The 16,451-nt window shown below is 61.1% G+C and carries 19 protein-coding genes; 16 read left to right on the top strand and 3 right to left on the bottom strand.

Going from position 1 to position 16,451, the window contains the following annotated elements; genetic code table 11:
• Positions 1-3: 3 nt before the first annotated feature.
• The 10 genes from nuoI to AA105894_RS01915 all read left to right on the top strand — a co-directional run bounded on the left by nuoI (position 4) and on the right by AA105894_RS01915 (position 9,478).
• Positions 4-516 carry an NADH-quinone oxidoreductase subunit NuoI gene (gene nuoI, locus AA105894_RS01960; RefSeq protein ID WP_025824399.1) on the top strand — a complete coding sequence of 171 codons (513 nt, stop codon included), beginning with the start codon at positions 4-6 and terminating at the stop codon, positions 514-516.
• 2 nt (positions 517-518) lie between these two features.
• The gene (gene nuoJ, locus AA105894_RS01955; RefSeq protein ID WP_023979430.1) at positions 519-1,022 is read left to right on the top strand and encodes an NADH-quinone oxidoreductase subunit J; all 504 of its coding nucleotides are present in this window, start codon (positions 519-521) and stop codon (positions 1,020-1,022) included.
• A 1-nt stretch (position 1,023) separates the two neighbouring features.
• On the top strand, positions 1,024-1,335 hold the full coding sequence (nuoK, locus tag AA105894_RS01950) for an NADH-quinone oxidoreductase subunit NuoK (RefSeq protein ID WP_025840349.1): 312 nt from the start codon (positions 1,024-1,026) through the stop codon (positions 1,333-1,335).
• Complete coding sequence (gene nuoL, locus AA105894_RS01945) at positions 1,304-3,178, top strand: NADH-quinone oxidoreductase subunit L (protein ID WP_408868472.1); 1,875 nt, start codon at positions 1,304-1,306, stop codon at positions 3,176-3,178. The genes nuoK and nuoL overlap by 32 nt, the downstream gene beginning before the upstream one ends.
• On the top strand, positions 3,175-4,677 hold the full coding sequence (locus tag AA105894_RS01940; protein ID WP_306414303.1) for a complex I subunit 4 family protein: 1,503 nt from the start codon (positions 3,175-3,177) through the stop codon (positions 4,675-4,677). Before nuoL ends, AA105894_RS01940 begins: the two co-directional genes overlap by 4 nt.
• Entirely contained in the window at positions 4,677-6,128 is a 1,452-nt protein-coding gene (locus tag AA105894_RS01935) for an NADH-quinone oxidoreductase subunit N (RefSeq protein ID WP_267310255.1), read from the top strand. Before AA105894_RS01940 ends, AA105894_RS01935 begins: the two co-directional genes overlap by 1 nt.
• 98 nt (positions 6,129-6,226) lie before the next feature.
• Positions 6,227-7,369, top strand: a complete 1,143-nt coding sequence (locus AA105894_RS01930) for a hypothetical protein (RefSeq protein WP_267310254.1) — start codon at positions 6,227-6,229, stop codon at positions 7,367-7,369.
• Positions 7,366-8,001: a precorrin-8X methylmutase gene (locus AA105894_RS01925; protein WP_267310253.1), complete on the top strand. Its 636-nt coding sequence runs from the start codon at positions 7,366-7,368 to the stop codon at positions 7,999-8,001. The genes AA105894_RS01930 and AA105894_RS01925 overlap by 4 nt, the downstream gene beginning before the upstream one ends.
• A complete protein-coding gene (locus AA105894_RS01920; protein WP_267310252.1) occupies positions 7,998-8,720 on the top strand; it encodes a precorrin-2 C(20)-methyltransferase in 723 nt (240 codons plus the stop codon). Before AA105894_RS01925 ends, AA105894_RS01920 begins: the two co-directional genes overlap by 4 nt.
• Positions 8,717-9,478: a precorrin-3B C(17)-methyltransferase gene (locus AA105894_RS01915; protein ID WP_267310251.1), complete on the top strand. Its 762-nt coding sequence runs from the start codon at positions 8,717-8,719 to the stop codon at positions 9,476-9,478. Before AA105894_RS01920 ends, AA105894_RS01915 begins: the two co-directional genes overlap by 4 nt.
• Here the strand turns inward: AA105894_RS01915 and AA105894_RS01910 are convergent.
• The gene (locus AA105894_RS01910) at positions 9,454-10,209 is read right to left on the bottom strand and encodes a cobalt-precorrin-6A reductase (protein ID WP_267310250.1); all 756 of its coding nucleotides are present in this window, start codon (positions 10,207-10,209) and stop codon (positions 9,454-9,456) included. The genes AA105894_RS01915 and AA105894_RS01910 overlap by 25 nt on opposite strands.
• A 3-nt stretch (positions 10,210-10,212) precedes the next feature.
• Between AA105894_RS01910 and cbiE the strand changes: the two genes are divergently transcribed.
• The 3 genes from cbiE to cobM are packed head-to-tail and all read left to right on the top strand — an operon-like array spanning position 10,213 to position 12,607.
• Positions 10,213-11,448, top strand: a complete 1,236-nt coding sequence (gene cbiE, locus AA105894_RS01905; protein WP_267310249.1) for a precorrin-6y C5,15-methyltransferase (decarboxylating) subunit CbiE — start codon at positions 10,213-10,215, stop codon at positions 11,446-11,448.
• Positions 11,445-11,828, top strand: coding sequence for a cobalamin biosynthesis protein (locus tag AA105894_RS01900; RefSeq protein ID WP_188426777.1), 384 nt, complete (start codon positions 11,445-11,447; stop codon positions 11,826-11,828). The genes cbiE and AA105894_RS01900 overlap by 4 nt, the downstream gene beginning before the upstream one ends.
• Positions 11,825-12,607 (top strand): precorrin-4 C(11)-methyltransferase, encoded by a 783-nt coding sequence (gene cobM / locus AA105894_RS01895; protein ID WP_267310248.1) that lies wholly within the window; start codon positions 11,825-11,827, stop codon positions 12,605-12,607. The genes AA105894_RS01900 and cobM overlap by 4 nt, the downstream gene beginning before the upstream one ends.
• Before the next feature lie 127 nt (positions 12,608-12,734).
• Here the strand turns inward: cobM and AA105894_RS01890 are convergent, their stop codons facing one another.
• Together AA105894_RS01890 and AA105894_RS01885 are read right to left on the bottom strand one after the other, a co-directional pair.
• Complete coding sequence (locus AA105894_RS01890; protein WP_188426779.1) at positions 12,735-13,133, bottom strand: helix-turn-helix domain-containing protein; 399 nt, start codon at positions 13,131-13,133, stop codon at positions 12,735-12,737.
• A gap of 96 nt (positions 13,134-13,229) precedes the next feature.
• A complete protein-coding gene (locus tag AA105894_RS01885; protein WP_267310247.1) occupies positions 13,230-14,165 on the bottom strand; it encodes a LysR family transcriptional regulator in 936 nt (311 codons plus the stop codon).
• Between the two features lie 66 nt (positions 14,166-14,231).
• Between AA105894_RS01885 and AA105894_RS01880 the strand changes: the two genes are divergently transcribed.
• The 3 genes from AA105894_RS01880 to AA105894_RS01870 all read left to right on the top strand — a co-directional run bounded on the left by AA105894_RS01880 (position 14,232) and on the right by AA105894_RS01870 (position 16,449).
• Positions 14,232-14,933, top strand: a complete 702-nt coding sequence (locus AA105894_RS01880; protein ID WP_267310246.1) for a pirin family protein — start codon at positions 14,232-14,234, stop codon at positions 14,931-14,933.
• Between the two features lie 62 nt (positions 14,934-14,995).
• A complete protein-coding gene (locus AA105894_RS01875) occupies positions 14,996-15,262 on the top strand; it encodes a metal-sensing transcriptional repressor (protein WP_267310245.1) in 267 nt (88 codons plus the stop codon).
• Positions 15,263-15,276: 14 nt separating this feature from the next.
• Positions 15,277-16,449 carry an efflux RND transporter periplasmic adaptor subunit gene (locus AA105894_RS01870; RefSeq protein ID WP_267310244.1) on the top strand — a complete coding sequence of 391 codons (1,173 nt, stop codon included), beginning with the start codon at positions 15,277-15,279 and terminating at the stop codon, positions 16,447-16,449.
• Positions 16,450-16,451 lie beyond the last annotated feature (2 nt).

Here is a 16,451-nt window from a genome sequence, read left to right as displayed (position 1 = left end):
GCCATGCTCGGTATTCTCCGCACTATATGGATGACGTTCCTGCACATGTTTCATCGCAATGAAACGGTGCAGTATCCGGACGTCAAACCCTACCTGTCCCCCCGCTATCGCGGCCGTATCGTTCTCACCCGCGATCCCAGCGGTGAAGAGCGCTGCGTGGCCTGCAATCTCTGCGCCGCGGCCTGCCCGGTGGATTGCATCAGCCTTCAGAAAGGCGAGAAGGAAGGGCGCTGGTATCCAGAATTCTTCCAGATCAATTTCTCACGCTGCATTTTCTGCGGTTTCTGTGAGGAAGCCTGCCCGACCTATGCCATCCAGCTCACGCCCGATTTCGAGATGAGCGAATATGTGCGCCAGAACCTGGTTTACGAGAAGGAAGACCTCCTGATCAGCGGACCCGGCAAGGTACATGATTACAGCTTCTATAATGTTTCGGGGCTTAAGATCCCGGGCAAGAATAAAGGTGAAGCCGAAAATGAAGCCAAGCCTGTCGACATTCATGCGCTGATGCCCTGATCATGAATATCATGCTTGAACTCTATGGGTTGATCGCCATCGGCGCGACTGCGTTGGCGATTACCCGCACCATCCCCGTTCACGGCCTGCTTTATCTCGTCGTGTCGCTTCTGGCTCTGGCCTGCATGTTCGAAGAGCTGGGCGCGCCTTTCGCGGCCATGCTCGAGATCATCGTCTATGCCGGCGCGATCATGGTCCTGTTCGTTTTCGTGGTCATGATGATCAATCTCGGCCAGCCCGATCAGCTTCGTGAAAAAGGCTGGTTTGCAGGCGGCGCCTGGATCGGCCCAAGCGTGATCTCGCTGCTGCTGATGGGTCTGCTGGTTTATGGCGTCAGCCATAACACCATGGCCGTTGGTACGGTGGGTGCGCCAATCGGCCCCAAGGCGGTCGGTCTGACGCTGTATGGCCCCTATATCCTGACCGTCGAGCTTTCCTCGTTCCTGCTTCTGGCAGGTCTCGTAAGCGCCTATCACATCGGCCGCCGGATCGGAGGGAAATCCTGATATGACTGCTGCCGATCCCAATGGCGCGCTCATTGTCGCTGTCATTCTCTTTTCACTCGGAGCGTTGGGCGTTCTCGTGCGCCGCAACCTGCTCTTCATGCTGATGTCGACCGAAATCATGCTCAATGCCGCATGCCTCGCGTTTATCGCGGCGGGCAATCGCTGGCATATGGCGGATGGCCAGGTCATGTTCATGATGGTCGTGGCCTTTGCCGCAGCGGAATCCGCTGTCGGTCTGGCCATCATCCTGCGCATGCATGCTGCCGGACGCTCCACGCTTGATGCCGATACCGGCAACCGTCTGGGGGGTTAGTCTCGTGGCTTCGCTGCTTCCGCTCGTTATTCTCTGCCCCCTTGCGGTCTCCATCATCCTGATGCTGACCGGGGGCAAGCTGCCCGCACGGGCCACGACGCTGCTTGTCGGCGCCGGAATGGGGCTTTGCGCCCTGTTTGCCGTGGTGTCGGCCTACAGCTTTCTCTCTGGCCCGAATTCGCTCGGTTCGCTGCACGTCGTGCTGTGGAACTGGATGAATGTCGGCTCCTTCAACGCCCAGATCGCGCTGACCCTCGACCGGCTTTCGCTGGTCATGATGCTGGTCGTCTCCTGCGTTGGCTTCCTCATTCTCGTCTATGCCTGCGCCTATATGTATGACGACGAGGATATCGCGCGCTTCTTCACCTACATGACGCTCTTCGTGGCCTCCATGCTTCTGCTGGTTCTGGCTTCCGATCTGCTGGGCGTCTTCATCGGGTGGGAAGGCGTGGGGCTGTGCTCCTATCTCCTCATCGGCTTCTGGTATGGCGAACAGGCCAATGCCATCGCAGCGCGCAAGGCCTTCGTGGTCACGCGTGTCGGTGATGCGCTGTTCCTGCTGGGCATGCTGCTCATGGCGACCGCCGTCGGCTCTCTGGACATTCCGACGCTTCTGGCTGTTGGCCCCCATGCCGCTCCGCGCACCCTGACGCTGGGCATGTTCCTGCTGCTGGGTGGCGCCATGGCCAAATCGGCGCAGGTGCCGCTCCAGACCTGGCTGCCTGACGCCATGGCAGGCCCGACGCCTGTTTCGGCGCTCATCCATGCTGCAACAATGGTCACGGCAGGTGTCTATCTTCTGGCCCGACTGCATGGTCTGTTCGTGATGACGCCGCTGGCCATGCTGGCCTGCGCAGTCGTCGGCTTCGTGACCATTCTGCTCGCCGCTGGCAGCGCTCTGGTCCAGACAGACATCAAGCGTATCCTCGCCTATTCCACCATGAGCCAGCTCGGCTACATGTATCTGGCGCTCGGTTGCGGCGCCTGGCATGCAGCCATGTTCCATCTCGTGACCCACGCCTTCTTCAAGGCGCTGCTCTTCATGGCGGCAGGATCGATCATTCTGCGTGTTCATCACGAGCAGGACATCTTCAAGATGGGTGGTCTGCGCAAGGACATGCCTTGGGTGTTTGCTGCGTTCCTTGCCGGATCGGCCGCTCTGGCTGGTCTGCCGCTCATCACGGCCGGGTATTTCTCCAAGGAGCTCATTCTGGGCAGCGCCTATGATCTGAGCCCGATCTTCTGGGCGGGTGCGCTGTTTGGCGCCTTCCTGACCTCCATCTACATCTTCCGCTGCGTGTTCATCGTGTTCTGGGGCGCTCATCGCACCCATGCTCATGGCAAGTCAGGTCTGGCGATGGCGCTCCCGATGGCAATCCTGTCGGTTCTGGCCATCGGCGGTGGCTGGATGGAAATGCCGGATGCCATTGCAAACGTGCATATCTTCTCCAACCTGCTGGCGCCTGTTCTGGGCGCACTGCCTGAAGAGCATAATACCAGCCTGCTCATTCTTGGCTCGCTCGTGCCGATCGCCGGTGTGACCATCGCCTGGACGCTGTGGCGCCCCAAGGGCGAAGCACCGGTTGCTGCCGAAAGCCCTGCCATCGCGACGCTGCGCGCCGACTGGGGTTTCGACACGCTGTATGACTGGGTCTTCGTGCGGCCGTTCATGGTGCTTGCGCGCCTGAACCGTCGTGATTTCATCGATCGTTTCTATGATCTGGTTGCAGCCCTGACGCAGGGCAGCGGACATGCTGTTGCGAAGCTGCAGAGCGGCCAGGTGCGTCGCTATGCCGGCTGGATCGCAGCAGGAACGGTTGCAGCTCTTTGTCTGGCGGTATGATGATGTTTGCACTTCCCGCTCTCGTACTTATCCCCTTCATCGGGGGTCTCGCAGCCTGGCTTGTCGGGCTGCGGGGCGCTTCACGCGCCGCCTGGGTATCTTCCCTGATTACCCTTGTTCTCATGGTGGTGCTCCTCGCCCAGATCACGATCAGCAGCTTTGCTGCTGGTGCCGGGGCGGGAGGATGGTTCGCCCATTTCTCCATGGCCTGGGTACCGATGCTCGGTATCAACGTACGGTTCGATCTCGACGGGCTGAGCCTCGTCATGCTCTGGCTGAACGCGGTGATCGCACTGCCTTGCGTGCTGCTCAGCGCGCGGAACGTCGCCGATCGTGCCGGGCTGTTCCACTGCCTGCTTCTGGCCACCGTGGCCGGGATCAACGGCGTGTTCATGGCGACCGATCTCTTCCTGTTCTTCTTCTTCTGGGAACTGATGCTGCTGCCGCTGTTCGGGCTCATCCTGATCTGGGGCGATGCCGGTCGTCAGCGCGCCGTGCTGAAGTTCTTCCTGTTCACGCAGGGCAGCGGTCTGCTGATGCTTCTGGCCATCCTTGGCCTGGTCATCGTCAACCAGCAGCGCACGGGCGTGATCACCTTCGATTACTTTGCCCTGTCGCAGACCGCCCTCATCGCACCGATCGCACCGGTTCTGATGCTTGGTTTCTTCATCGCCTTTGCGGTGAAGCTGCCGATGGTGCCTTTCCATGCCTGGCTGCCTGACACCTATGCGGCCTCTCCGGCCGCGGTGAGCATTCTGCTTGCAGGTGTTCTGGCCAAGACGGGTGGCTACGGTCTGATCCGGTTCGTGGTCATGCTGTTCCCGCAGGCATCGGCGCATATCGCACCGCTTGCCATGACGCTTGGCGTTGTCGGTATCCTCTACTGCGCATGGCTTGCTGTGGCGCAGGACGATATCAAGCGTCTGATCGCCTATTCGTCGATCAGCCATCTCGGCTTCATTCTGCTGGGTGTGTTTTCTGGCACGCGCATCGGTATGGAGGGCGCTATCGCCCAGATGGTGGCGCATGGTCTGAGCACTGGCGCGCTTTTCGTGATCGCCGGTCTGTTGGAAGAGCGTCTGGGCACGCGTGACATGTCGAAGATGGGTGGTCTCTGGCCTGCCATGCCGCAATTGTCGGCGCTCGCCATGTTCTTCGCTGCCGCGTCGCTCGGCCTGCCGGGCCTGGGGAACTTCGTTGGTGAGTTCCTTGTGCTGATGGGAACATGGCAGGTCAGCCATGTCATGACGTTCTTTGCAGCAGCAGGCCTTGTTCTCTCGTCGATCTATTCGCTCACGATGATGCTTCGTGTGTTCTATGGCCCCAAGAAGACCGAAAGCCTCGCTCCGCTTGGTGCGCCCTCCGTGCCGCATATCGCCGTTCTTGGTGTGGCAGCCCTTCTTCTCCTTGCGCTTGGTGTCTATCCGCAGCCGGTTCTGAATCTTTCAGTCCCTGCCAGCCCCCATGTCGTGAGCATCGCTCAGGAGCAGGCACAGTAATGTCTTTCTCGTTCCTTCCCAACGCTGTGCTGGTGCTCTGCCTCGGGAGCCTGGTCCAGCTGGCCGCCATCTCCTGGCGGCGCCATGTCGCCCGTGATGCCATTCTGTGCGTCATCGTGCTCGTAGCCGCCCTGGCTTCGATCATGATGCCGACAGCCCTTCTCATGAATGGGGCGCTGCCGCTTTTTGCGCCCGATACATGGGCCTCCTTTGCCGGTGCGCTGATCATTCTCTCGGTGCTTGCCATCGTTCTGATGTCGCGCCATGGCGCGATCAGCGCTGACCCGACCGTCAACAGCGAGTATTTCCTGCTGCTGACGCTGGCGACGCTGGGCGGTGTTGCCATGACCGGCGCCGTTCATTTCATTTCGTTCTTCCTCGGCCTCGAAACGCTCAGCCTTGCCCTGCTTGGTCTGATCGCCTTCCAGAACAAGCGTCTGGATGCCGGTGAAGCCGCGATGAAATATCTGCTGCTCTCCGGTGTGGCATCGGCCACGATGGTCTTCGGCTTCGCACTCATCTACGCCGAAACCGGATCGCTGCGCTTCGCTGTTCCGGATCTGTCGCATGCTCCCGAGCCGATTATCGGCACGATGGGCGTGATCCTGGTTCTGACAGGTATGTTCTTCAAGCTTTCCGCTGTGCCGTTTCATCTCTGGCTGGCCGATGTGCTTGAAGGCACCTCGGTGCCGGTGGCAGCTCTTGTGGCGGTTACCTCGAAGATCGCGCTTTTCGCCGCGATGCTGCGCTATTTCTCGTCCGTCAATCTCGGTGTGCCCAGCGCACAGGTCAACGAAATCCTGATCGTGGCCATTCTCAGCATGCTGGGTGGTAACCTGATGGCCGTGGTGCAGACCGATCTGCGCCGTCTGCTGGCAGGGTCGTCGATCGCGCATGTGGGCTATCTGCTGGTGGCCTTCCTGTCGCCGGTTCCGTTTGGCGTGGCGTCGGCTGCTTTCTATCTGGCGGCCTATGCGATCTCGACCATTGGCGTATTCGCCATCATGAACGGTGTTCTGCCGCAGGGTACGGATATCCGCGAATGGCACGGTCTGTTCCGTCGCAAGCCCGCTGCGGCCTTGGCAATGTCTGTCATGCTGGTTTCGCTGGCTGGTATTCCGCCCGCAGTCGGCTTCTTCGCGAAGTTCTATATCGTGGCAGCTGGCGTATCGGCGCATCAGACCCTTCTGCTTCTCGTGCTTATCCTGAGCAGCACGATCGGCCTGTTCTACTATCTGCGTCTGATCCTGATCATGCTGACTCCGGCACCAGCCGGTCGCGAGTCTCATGCCGAGGTAACGTCGCCGACGCCGGTGAATGCCGCGCTGATCACGGTTCTGGCTTGCGCTACCATTCTACTGGGTATCTGCCCCAGCACTCTGGTGCAGCACAGCCAGGCCTTGATCGTTGCTTCGCCTCTGCCAGTTGCAGCGCCGACCCAGCTTCCCTGAGTCAGTTCTGCCTCTGCAGGCATAGAGAAAGCTGCATGTCGCAAGGCATGCAGCTTTTTTTGTGAGCACGATCCTGCATTGGGCGCTATCAGGCGGGGATGAGTCGTAACCCGATGCGAAAAGGCTGGTGCCCGAGCCTTCATGCCCCCATGCAGACCCATGACGGGTGGCTCGTGCGTGTCACGCCCGATCTTGAGGGGCTGAGCCCGGCGCAGCTGTCGTTTCTGGCTGAAATGGCAGCGCGACAGGGGAATGGACGCATCACCCTGACCCTGCGCGGCAATCTGCAATTGCGTGGCTTTCAGGAAGAAGCGGCGCGCCGTTTTGCGCTGCAGGCGGCCGAGGCAGGACTGGGTCTTGCAGACCCGCAGCGGGAATCCCGGCGTCGCGTGCTTTTCATGTCTCCTCTGGCGGGGCGTGACCCTGCCTGCGCTCCTGACACGCTGGCTCTGGCGCGTGAAATCGAGGCGGCCGTCACGGCATCGGGCTTCGACTGGCATCCCCCTGAGAAATTCGGCGTGGTTGTCGATGGGGGAGGGCTCGTGCCGTCGGGCGCCATGCGCGCCGACGTGATGCTGCGTCATGAAAGCGGCTCATGGGTGCTCCATCATGGTGCCGTATCTCAGGCGACAGACAGGCAAGGGGCTGTTGCCCTTGTGATGGAGTGTCTCGAAGCGTCTTGCAGGCAACGGATGGAGGGGAGGGCACTGCACAAGGCATCGCCTTTCACCGGCAGGAGACCTGCGCTCATGGGGGCATTTCTTCCGGGTTGTTTCGGGGTGGAAGCCGTTCTTGGCGAAATCAGCAGCCAGAGCTGTGCCCTTCTGTCAGCGACAGGCGCCACGACGCGGGTTACCCCATGGCGTGGTCTGATTCTGGAAAGCCGGATTGAAGCCGCCGATCTGATGAGCGACCCGCAGGATCTGCGTCGTGCGTTGATTGCCTGCCCCGGTGAGGGAAGCTGTCATCAGGCGCTCAGCCCGACCCGCAAGGATGCGCTGTCTCTTGCCCCGGCTCTTCTGGGGCGCAGTCTGCATGTATCGGGTTGCGCGAAGGGCTGTGCCTCGCGCGGTCAGAGCAATGTGACCCTCGTCGCGCGCGAGACAGGTTATGATCTCATCTGGAATGGCACAGTGGCTGACCGGCCGGTCGAGACTGGCCTTGGCATCGAGGACGTGCGAAGGCGTCTGCATCGGGACGATCCCGCCGGGAAAGACAGGAAGGAAGAAAGCCGCCCATGACCGAGGGGAGCTATGATTACATCCGCGACGGGGCGGCAATCTATGCACGATCCTTTGCGACGATACGGGCAGAAGCCGATCTTTCCGGGTTCACGCCGGATCAGTCGCGTGTGGCCGTGCGGGTAATCCACGCCTGTGGCATGGTCGAGGTAACGCGTCATCTGTCTTTCTCGCCTGATTTTGTCCCGGCGGCGCGAAACGCTCTCCTCGCGGGCAAGCCGGTTTTGTGTGATTCGGAAATGGTGGCGCATGGTGTGACCCGTGCCCGGCTGCCTGCGGCCAATCAGGTCATCTGCACCCTGCGGGACAAGCGAACGCCTGAAGTGGCTACTTTCATTGGCAATACGCGCTCGGCAGCCGCGGTCGATCTCTGGGGGGATGATCTCGATGGCGCACTGGTGGCCATCGGCAATGCCCCGACGGCGCTTTTTCGCCTTCTCGAGCTGATCGAGCGTGGCGGCAAACGCCCGGCGGCGATCATCGGCATGCCGGTGGGTTTTGTCGGTGCGGCAGAATCCAAGGAGGCTCTGGCGGTGCTCAACGAAATTCCCTGGGTCGTCGTTCGCGGCAGGCTGGGGGGGAGCGCCATGGCGGCTGCCTGCGTCAACGCACTCGCAAGCGAGACAGAATGAGCGGTGTCTGTCGCATCCTCGGCATGGGGCCGGGTGATCCTGAACTACTGACTCTCAAGGCAGTGCGTCTTCTGGCGGAAGCCGATGTGGTGGCGTGGTTTGCCGCCTGCGGCCGACCCGGACATGCGCGTGTGATTGCAGACGGGCATATCCCCCGGAATGCGCATGAGCTGCGCTTCGACTACCCCTTCACCACCGGCGTGTCGGTTGAAGACCCGCGCTATCTCGCCGAGATGGGGGCTTTTTACGATTCCTGTGCCCGGGATCTCGCGAAGGAGCTCGCTGAGGGGCGGCAGGTCGCTCTTTTATGCGAGGGCGATCCCTTCCTTTACGGTTCGGCGATGTATCTGTTCGATCGGCTCAGCCCCGCCTATCGCTGTGAGATCGTACCGGGAATTTCGGGCATGAGCGGTTGCTGGTCGGCGGCGCACCTGCCGATGGTACATGGCGATGACGTGCTGAGCGTGCTGCCTGCCACACTGGATGAAGAGAGCCTCGCGCACTGGCTCGGTCGGGGCGACGCGCATGTCATCATGAAGCTAGGCCGGAATTTCGCGAAGGTGCGTGCGGCATTGCATCGAAGCGGCCGGGATGAAAAGGCGGTCTATGTCGAGCGTGGCACGCAGAGCGGCCAGATCTGTCTGCCGCTCGATCAGGCCCCGGAAAAGGCCCCCTATTTCTCGATGGTGCTGGTGCCCGGCCGCAAACGCGCCCGATGACATTTCGTCTTTTTATCGTGGGGCTTGGGCCGGGCGCAGAAGGCCAGGTCACGCAGGAAGCGCGTGAGGCTCTGGCACAGGCGACCGATCTGCTCGGTTACGGGCTTTATGTCACGCGGGCTGTGGTATTTGGCGCAGCAGATCAGGCCGTGCCCCATGTGACCGATAATCGCGAGGAACTGGGCCGCGCTCGCCATGCGCTGGAGCTTGCCATGCAGGGGCGGGTGCCGGTGGTGGTCTCTGGTGGTGATGCCGGTGTGTTCGGCATGGCCAGCGCCGTGTTCGAGGCCGTGGCTGAAGGGCCCGAGGCCTGGCGTGCGATCGATATCAGGGTCATTCCCGGTGTGACCGCGGTACTGGCAACGGCGGCACGGCTCGGTGCGCCTCTGGGCGGCGATTTCTGTGTCATCTCTCTTTCCGATAATCTCAAGCCCTGGGACGTCGTGGTCAGGCGTCTGCGCCTTGCCGCAGAGGCGGGGCTTGTGATCGCGCTCTACAACCCTCGCTCTCTGGCGCGACCGGGGCAGCTCGATCTAGGCCTGGCAGCGCTGCGCGACGTGCTGCCGGGAGAGATCCCGGTTGTATTCGCGCGTGCGATCGGACGTCCCACCGAGCATGTGCTGAGCACGACATTGTCTCAGGCGAGAGGGGAAAGCGCCGATATGAGCACGCTTGTGCTGATCGGTTGCGCCCATACGAAGCAGATAGAGCGACCGGGCCAGATCCCCTGGCTCTATACGCTGCGTCGGGTTCCCTGACGCGCATTCTGCGCAACCCAGTCGAGAGCTTCCTCGACGCTCTCGCATTCCTGCGCAGGCGGCAAGGCAGGGCGATCGACCATGATTACCTCAAGATCGAGCCGTCTTGCGGCATCGAGCTTGGCAGCTGTGGCATCCGAGCCGGCATTTTTCGTCACGAGACACTCGATCCCGTGCTGCGTCATAAGCGCGATCTCGTCATCAAGCGAGAAGGGCCCCCGCGCCAGAATCAGGGTTGTGCGAGGCGGCAGAGGCAAGGACGGCGTTTCGATGCTGCGCAGGAGATAGCGGTGCGGGGTCATCATGAACGGGGCGAGGTCCTTGCGCCCCGTGGTGAGAAAGACATAGCGAGGCGTTTCACCCAGAACGGCTGGTACCGCGTCGATGCTGTCGACATGCCGCCAGCGTGCCCCTGGCGGCGCCTTCCATGCCGGTCGGGACAGACGCAGTAACGGAAGGGCGCATCGCGTTGCGGCTTCGACAGCATGGCGGCTCATTTGCGCGGCAAAAGGATGGGTGGCGTCAATGACCGCATCGATCCGGTTGGCGCCGAGATAGGTCGTGAGCCCGTCAACGCCACCAAATCCGCCGATCCGCTTTTCAGAAGGGACGGGAAGTGCCGAGTTTGTGACCCCCGCCAATGAAAAAATGATATGATGATCGCGCCGAGACTCCAACGCCTGGCAAAGCTGGCGTGCCTCGCTCGTTCCTCCAAGGATCAGGATCTGCATCGTTTGCCTTCTCTTGCTTTTCACTCAGGCGCCACGCCCTGGCTTACCCTCATAGGGCTTGGTGAAGACGGGTTTGAGGCGCTTTCCCGGCAGGCGCAACGGGCAATTGCCGAAGCCTGCTTCATCATGGGGGGGCGGCGTCATCTTGCCCTGATCGAGGGGAAAAGCCACGCCGAGCAGCAGTGCTGGCCCTCGCCCTATGCGCAGGCCATGCAGATGCTCGAACGGTATGAGGGCAGGAAGGTGGTTGTTCTGGCTTCCGGCGATCCGTTCTTTTTCGGGGCGGGAACACAGCTTGTCACGCATTTTGGGCGCGAGGCGATGAATGTCCTGCCCGGGCGCTCCTGCCTGACCGCTGCCTGCGCCCGACTGGGCTGGTCGGCGCAGGATATCAGTGTCGTTTCCCTGTGTGGGCGCCCGCTTTCGCATCTTGTGCCGCATCTTCAGCCCAATGCGCGATTGATGCTGCTTTCTGCTGACGAGACGACACCCGCCCGGGTGGCGGCCTTTCTGACCGAACGTGGATGCGGCCAGAGCAGGCTGCATCTGCTTGAGGCCCTCGATGGCCCCCGCGAAAGCCTGCGCACTCTGCGCGCCTGCGAGGCAATGCCGGAGCCTGTTGCCCGTCTCAATATGGTGGCGGTCGAGATCGTGGCCGAAGCCGGGGCGCGGCTTGTCCCCTTGAGCAGCGGCCTGCCGGATGATTTTTTCGAGCATGACGGGCAGATCACCAAACAGGAGATCCGTGCTGTCACGCTTTCAGCCCTGGCCCCTCATCCGGGGCAGGTCTTGTGGGATCTGGGGGCTGGGTCTGGGTCGATCAGTATCGAGTGGATGCTGCGCCACCCCGCCAATCGTACCTTTGCCGTCGAACGTAATGCGGCGCGTGCAGCGCGCATTCAGCGTAATGCCGAGACATTGGGAGTGCCGGAGCTTCACGTGGAACAGCAGGCGCTGCCCTGCGCGCTACCCGGTTTTCCGCCGCCCGACGCTGTGTTTGTCGGTGGGGGTGTTGGTGTGCCGGGCGTGCTCGAAACGGGTTGGTCTGCCTTGAAACCCGGTGGTCGTCTGGTGGCTAACGCTGTAACGCTCGAGGGTGAGCAGAGGCTTTTCCAGGCTTTTCAAGCGTGGGGCGGTGCGCTATCGCGCATCGGCGTAGAGCGTCTAGGACCGATAGGAAATGTGTTTGGATTCAGGCCCGCTATGACAGTAACCCAGTATCAGGCTGTCAAAACATGATTATCGGGGGATTGGGCTGCAAGCTCGATGCCTCGCCAGAGGCTATGATTGCGGTGGTACAGCAGGCTGTCGAGCGTTGGGGATTGCCCCAGAGTTTTGCCGTGCCGCCCTTCAGGCAGAATCACGCTGCGGTCCAGGCTGTTGCCCAGCTTTTCAACCTGCCGATTGCCATTGTCGATCTTCTGGCGCTGGCTTCGGCCCAGCCGCGTTGTCTTACCCATTCCGAACGGGCGCGTATCACCATGGGGTTCGGCTCGATCGCCGAGGGCTGCGCGCTGGCGGCACTGGGCCCGCATGCGCAGCTTCTGGGGGCGCGTATCGCCGGAGAGGGGGTGACCTGTGCCTTTGCAGCGATCGCTACCGAGATGTCTGCTGCATGACCGTGCATTTTATCGGCGCCGGTCCGGGGGCCGCCGATCTCATGACCCTGCGCGGGCGTGACCTGCTGGCACGACTGCCGCTTTGCCTTTACGCCGGATCGATCATACCGCGTGATGTTCTGGGTTTTTGTGGACCCCAAACCCGACTGGTTGATACGGCGCCGCTTTGTCTGGACGAGATCGAGGCCATTTTCGTTCAGGCCCATCATGACGGTCTGGATGTTGCCCGTCTGCATTCGGGCGATTTGTCGATCTACAGCGCCGTGGCTGAACAGGTGGCGCGCCTGAACAGGCACAATATTCCTTACACACTGACCCCGGGTGTGCCGGCCTATGCAGCCTCTGCCTCTCTTCTTGGGCGGGAACTGACAGTGCCTGGATTGGTGCAGAGTCTGGTGCTGACCCGAATTTCGGGGCGGGCATCAGCGATGCCGGAGGCCGAGACGCTGGAGGCGTTTGCAGCAACTGGCGCGACCCTTGCCATCCATCTCGCCATACACAGGCTCGATGAGGTGGTGACGCGCCTACTCCCCTTTTATGGCCCGACCTGTCCTGTAGCGGTTGTTGCCCGCGCTAGTTGGCCGGATGAGCGTTGCGTCGAGGCGACACTTGGCGAGATTGCTGCGATCATGGCCGTCGAACCCGAGACACGCACGGCCCTCATTCTGGTGGGCCGCGCGCTCGATCCATCCATGGCGAGAGAGAGCGCGCTCTATGACGCGCATTATCAGAGGCGGTTTCGCGGGCGCGATGAATCGTCCACGCGTGAGGTCGTCTGATCCATTTTCGTTCATCGGTGTGAATGGATCGGGGCCGGGCAACGGCAAGCCGCTCTAATCACCGGGAGGGCAAGGTCACCCGGCTGGCGGACTGAGGCGCTCCGCCTTGCCCATGACCCCGGCTCTATCAGATGGCGCTGTCGCCTTCCTCTGCCTGTTTTGCCGTCGCCTGCTTATGGACCTGACGCTCCATCCATTTTTGCGCAGTCAATTTCAGTTCAGGGTCGAGTTGCCGGTAAAGGCGCAGAAGATCGTCTTCATCCGGGGTGAGAACAGCCGGGATATCTTCTTCGACCATGCCTGTCAGAAAGGCTTCGGTCGATACATCGAAAAGAACAGCAAGCTTGGGGATGTATTTACGCAGACTACCGACGCGGCCTGTTTCCCAAAAAGCAACAGCAGAGCGCGAGACCCCTAGCGCATCGGCAAGTTGCTGTTGACTAAGCCCCTGACTCTTGCGAAGCATTGCGATGCGCCGCGTGAGAGCAAAGCTGGGTGAAACTTCTCCCTTCTGGTTTGTCGACATGGTTTTCTGTTCTCTATTCTATCAAAAATAATCAGAGTTGATATTAGCACTTGTGGTCGAAGGAAATCAGCCCCCCTTTGAGTAAAATCGGCTGGATTAAATCCATGGTTTTTTTCGTAATATATTGCCTATATGGTCAAGAAAAACCGAGACCCGCGCCGGGTGAGAGCGGCCCGGCGGCGTCAGCAGGCTGAGTTCGGTTTCGGGAAAGCGCCAGTCAGGCAGCACGGTTTCCAGCCTGCCGTCACCAAGCGGGGCTGCAATCATGAATTCTGGAAAGATGCCCATACCGTGCCCCGCCAGAAGGGCGGGCAGAAACGCCTCGGCATTATTGGCGCTATAGCGCGTTCTGGGTGGTTCGACCTGAAGGGTTTCGCGCTCGCAGCTCATGCGCAGGAAATTGCCAGCCTGATTGCTCGTATAGAGAAAACCCTCATGCTGCCTGAGATCTCTGGGATGAGACGGCCGCCCATGCCGGGTCAGATAGCCGGGCGAGGCGACCAGCAGCAGGGGGATGCGGCAAAGGCGAAGCGCACGCAGTGATGAAGGGGCATGAGCCGCAATCCTGACCGCGATATCGAACCCGCCTTCAATCAGGTCTAGCTGTTCATCCGTATAAGTGATCGACAGGGTAATATCAGGGAACCGCGCCAGAAAATCCGGCAGGAGCGGCGCAACATGGCTGAGCCCGAAAGAAATGGGGGCTGTGATCCGCAGCAGGCCGTGTGGGTGGTGAACGGCCCGGCGCAATTCGGCTTCGGCGGCCTCGCCCTCTCCCAGAATGCGCGTGGCATGAGCCAGAACGCGATGACCGGTCTCGGTCAGGGCGAGCTTGCGTGAGGTCCGGTTGAAGACGAACGTGCCTGTCGCCTGTTCGAGGCGGGTTATCGCCTTCGAGACTGTCGGGCGCGAGAGGCCCAGAACGCGGGCCGCAGCGCTGAACGACCCCAGCTCAACAATGCGGGCAAAGATGGCAAGCGCTTCGAAATCCGGCAGGCGTGTTGTCATGAAATGGAACCGATCTGTTTCCATTATTTCTATATCTTGACTCTGTCCGGTTTTCCTATGGTGAGCGCATCAAAGGAAAAGGATTTTCTCATGATCGACTATCGTCCTTTCGCCTCTCTGGGCCATGCCGATCATGGCTGGCTCAAGGCGGCCCATCATTTCTCGTTCGCGAGTTATCATGACCCCGATCGCATGGGCTGGGGGGCGCTGCGGGTCTGGAACGATGACGAGATCGCTCCCGATAGCGGCTTTCCCTCTCATCCGCATCGCGACATGGAAATCATAACCTATGTGCGACGCGGGGCTATCTCGCATCGGGATTCCCTGGGGAATGAGGGGCGCACCGAGGCGGGGCAGGTTCAGGTCATGTCAGCGGGTACGGGCATCGTGCATAGCGAAGCCAATCTGGAGAGCGAAACCACAACGCTGTTCCAGATCTGGATCATGCCTGACCGTCGCGGTCACGCGCCCTCCTGGGGCACCCGGCCTTTCCCGGTCGAGGCACGCGACAATCGTCTGGTGACGCTTGCCTCCGGTGTGGCAGGTGACGAGGACGCGCTGAAGATCAATGCCACGGCGCGCGTCAAGGCCGCGACGATCAGGCGTGGCGAGACGCTTTCCTGGGCGCTCGAGCCGGGATGGTCGGGTTATGCCGTTCTGGCCTCCGGGGCGGTCAGGCTCGGTGATCTGGCGCTGAAGCCACGCGATGGCGCAGCCATTCGCGATGAAGGGCCGCTCACGATTCTCGCTGATGAGGATTCTGAAATCGTTGTGGTCGAAACAGCGGGCTGACTACCGCTGATATCGCAAATGCTGCTTCCCTATACCCTCCCCCCTAGGGTATAGGGGATCGCATGAGCGTTCAGAAGCACAAGCAGATTGCCCTTCGCCTCAAACAGGCTCGTGGTCACCTCGAGAGCATTCTCGAGATGATCGAGGCCGATCGCAGCTGCGCTGATCTCGCGCAGCAGATACAGGCCGTCGAGAACACGCTGCGCAATGCCAAGCGCAGCCTGATCCAGGATCATGTCGAACACTGCATTGTTGAGGCTATGGCCGATGGCGGCATCACCCGTGAAGATGCCGTGCAGGAATTCGCCCGTCTCGTGAAATATCTTTGACAGGAACGCGCAGGATGCGGCTTTCGCTCTCACCGGTCCTGATCTCGGGCGCCCTGCTTCTGCTTGGCGCCCTTGTCGTGCCCGAGGCTAGGGCCGATGAGCCCTGGCGTCATGTTTTCGAGCTGTCGTCAGAGGCCCAGCGCAACGAGCATGTTGTTGTTCTGCCTGTCGTTCAGGGCACGCTTTTCCATCAGATTGCGGCCATGGCGCGTGTCGATGCGGATACCAGCCGGGTGATCGATATCCATTCGGCCGGAAGTGGCAAGATCACCGCAGTGCATGTGACGCCCGGCCAGCGCGTGGCGCTGGGTGAGAGGCTGATTTCCTACACCGATCATTCCCTGCATGAGCTTCATCTCCAGCGCGAACAGGTCGTGGCGGCCCTCGACTCCGCCCGTGCCGGTGAGGCCGAAGCCAGTCTTCTCTACAAGCGCGGTCTGGCGCTCGCTGGCAGTGCCGTCTCGACCGGAGAGCTCGAGCGTCGGCGGATGGTGCTGCAACAGCAGCGCGGCCTGGTGACAGCGCGTCAGGCCGATCTGGCAACGCTCGATCATCGTCAGACAGAGGAGTTCACCTCGGTCACGGAGCGGGTCGTGCAGGATGAGGCTTCAGACCTGATCAGCCCGGTCAATGGCGTTGTGCAGACCGTGCGCACGGCTGTGGCCGCTGATGTCACTGCAGGCGATAATCTGGTGACCGTGGTCGATCTTTCACGCCTGTGGCTGGTGGCGGATATCTCGCCTGAGGATGCGGCCCAGCTCGCAACCGGGGCAGAGGCAATTTTTCGTCTCGCAGGGCAGGAGAAATCACCCGTTTTCCTTGCCAGGATCGGGACGATTGCCGGTCTTGCCGACCCGTCGACTGGGCTGGTGCGGGTGGTCTGCACGCTCGACAAACCGCCTGCTTCCATAAGGCCGGGCATGATGCTCGACGCGTTGTTTCAGAGCGGCGCGGGCAGCAAGGGGCTTATCGTGCCCAGGGCTGCACTCCAGCAGATCGATGGTCACGACGTGGTTTTCCTGCGTCGTGACGCAACGCATTTCCTGCCGGTCGAGGTGCAGATCATCGAGCAGAATGAGGAAAGCGCCGTCATTGCTGGGGCGGTCCATGCAGGCGATCAGATCGTGGGCGAGGGCAGTTTCACGCTGAAATCCATGGCGCTGCTTTCCTCCATGGCGGATGACTGACC

The sequence above is a fragment of the Asaia spathodeae NBRC 105894 genome (assembly GCF_025994195.1).
Taxonomy (GTDB): Bacteria; Pseudomonadota; Alphaproteobacteria; order Acetobacterales; family Acetobacteraceae; genus Asaia; species Asaia siamensis.
This window is presented reverse-complemented; position numbering and strand designations above follow the sequence as displayed.

Coding starts and splice junctions, on each gene's coding strand:
- AA105894_RS01930 (WP_267310254.1), top strand. CDS start 6,227: ATGAGTCGTAACCCGATGCGAAAAGGCTGGTGCCCGAGCCTTCATGCC.
- AA105894_RS01870 (WP_267310244.1), top strand. CDS start 15,277: ATGCGGCTTTCGCTCTCACCGGTCCTGATCTCGGGCGCCCTGCTTCTG.
- nuoL (WP_408868472.1), top strand. CDS start 1,304: ATGCCGATACCGGCAACCGTCTGGGGGGTTAGTCTCGTGGCTTCGCTG.
- nuoK (WP_025840349.1), top strand. CDS start 1,024: ATGACTGCTGCCGATCCCAATGGCGCGCTCATTGTCGCTGTCATTCTC.
- AA105894_RS01910 (WP_267310250.1), bottom strand. CDS start 10,209: ATGCAGATCCTGATCCTTGGAGGAACGAGCGAGGCACGCCAGCTTTGC.
- AA105894_RS01915 (WP_267310251.1), top strand. CDS start 8,717: ATGACATTTCGTCTTTTTATCGTGGGGCTTGGGCCGGGCGCAGAAGGC.
- AA105894_RS01935 (WP_267310255.1), top strand. CDS start 4,677: ATGTCTTTCTCGTTCCTTCCCAACGCTGTGCTGGTGCTCTGCCTCGGG.
- AA105894_RS01900 (WP_188426777.1), top strand. CDS start 11,445: ATGATTATCGGGGGATTGGGCTGCAAGCTCGATGCCTCGCCAGAGGCT.
- AA105894_RS01880 (WP_267310246.1), top strand. CDS start 14,232: ATGATCGACTATCGTCCTTTCGCCTCTCTGGGCCATGCCGATCATGGC.
- AA105894_RS01920 (WP_267310252.1), top strand. CDS start 7,998: ATGAGCGGTGTCTGTCGCATCCTCGGCATGGGGCCGGGTGATCCTGAA.
- AA105894_RS01940 (WP_306414303.1), top strand. CDS start 3,175: ATGATGATGTTTGCACTTCCCGCTCTCGTACTTATCCCCTTCATCGGG.
- AA105894_RS01885 (WP_267310247.1), bottom strand. CDS start 14,165: ATGGAAACAGATCGGTTCCATTTCATGACAACACGCCTGCCGGATTTC.
- AA105894_RS01925 (WP_267310253.1), top strand. CDS start 7,366: ATGACCGAGGGGAGCTATGATTACATCCGCGACGGGGCGGCAATCTAT.
- cobM (WP_267310248.1), top strand. CDS start 11,825: ATGACCGTGCATTTTATCGGCGCCGGTCCGGGGGCCGCCGATCTCATG.
- AA105894_RS01875 (WP_267310245.1), top strand. CDS start 14,996: ATGAGCGTTCAGAAGCACAAGCAGATTGCCCTTCGCCTCAAACAGGCT.
- AA105894_RS01890 (WP_188426779.1), bottom strand. CDS start 13,133: ATGTCGACAAACCAGAAGGGAGAAGTTTCACCCAGCTTTGCTCTCACG.
- nuoI (WP_025824399.1), top strand. CDS start 4: ATGCTCGGTATTCTCCGCACTATATGGATGACGTTCCTGCACATGTTT.
- nuoJ (WP_023979430.1), top strand. CDS start 519: ATGAATATCATGCTTGAACTCTATGGGTTGATCGCCATCGGCGCGACT.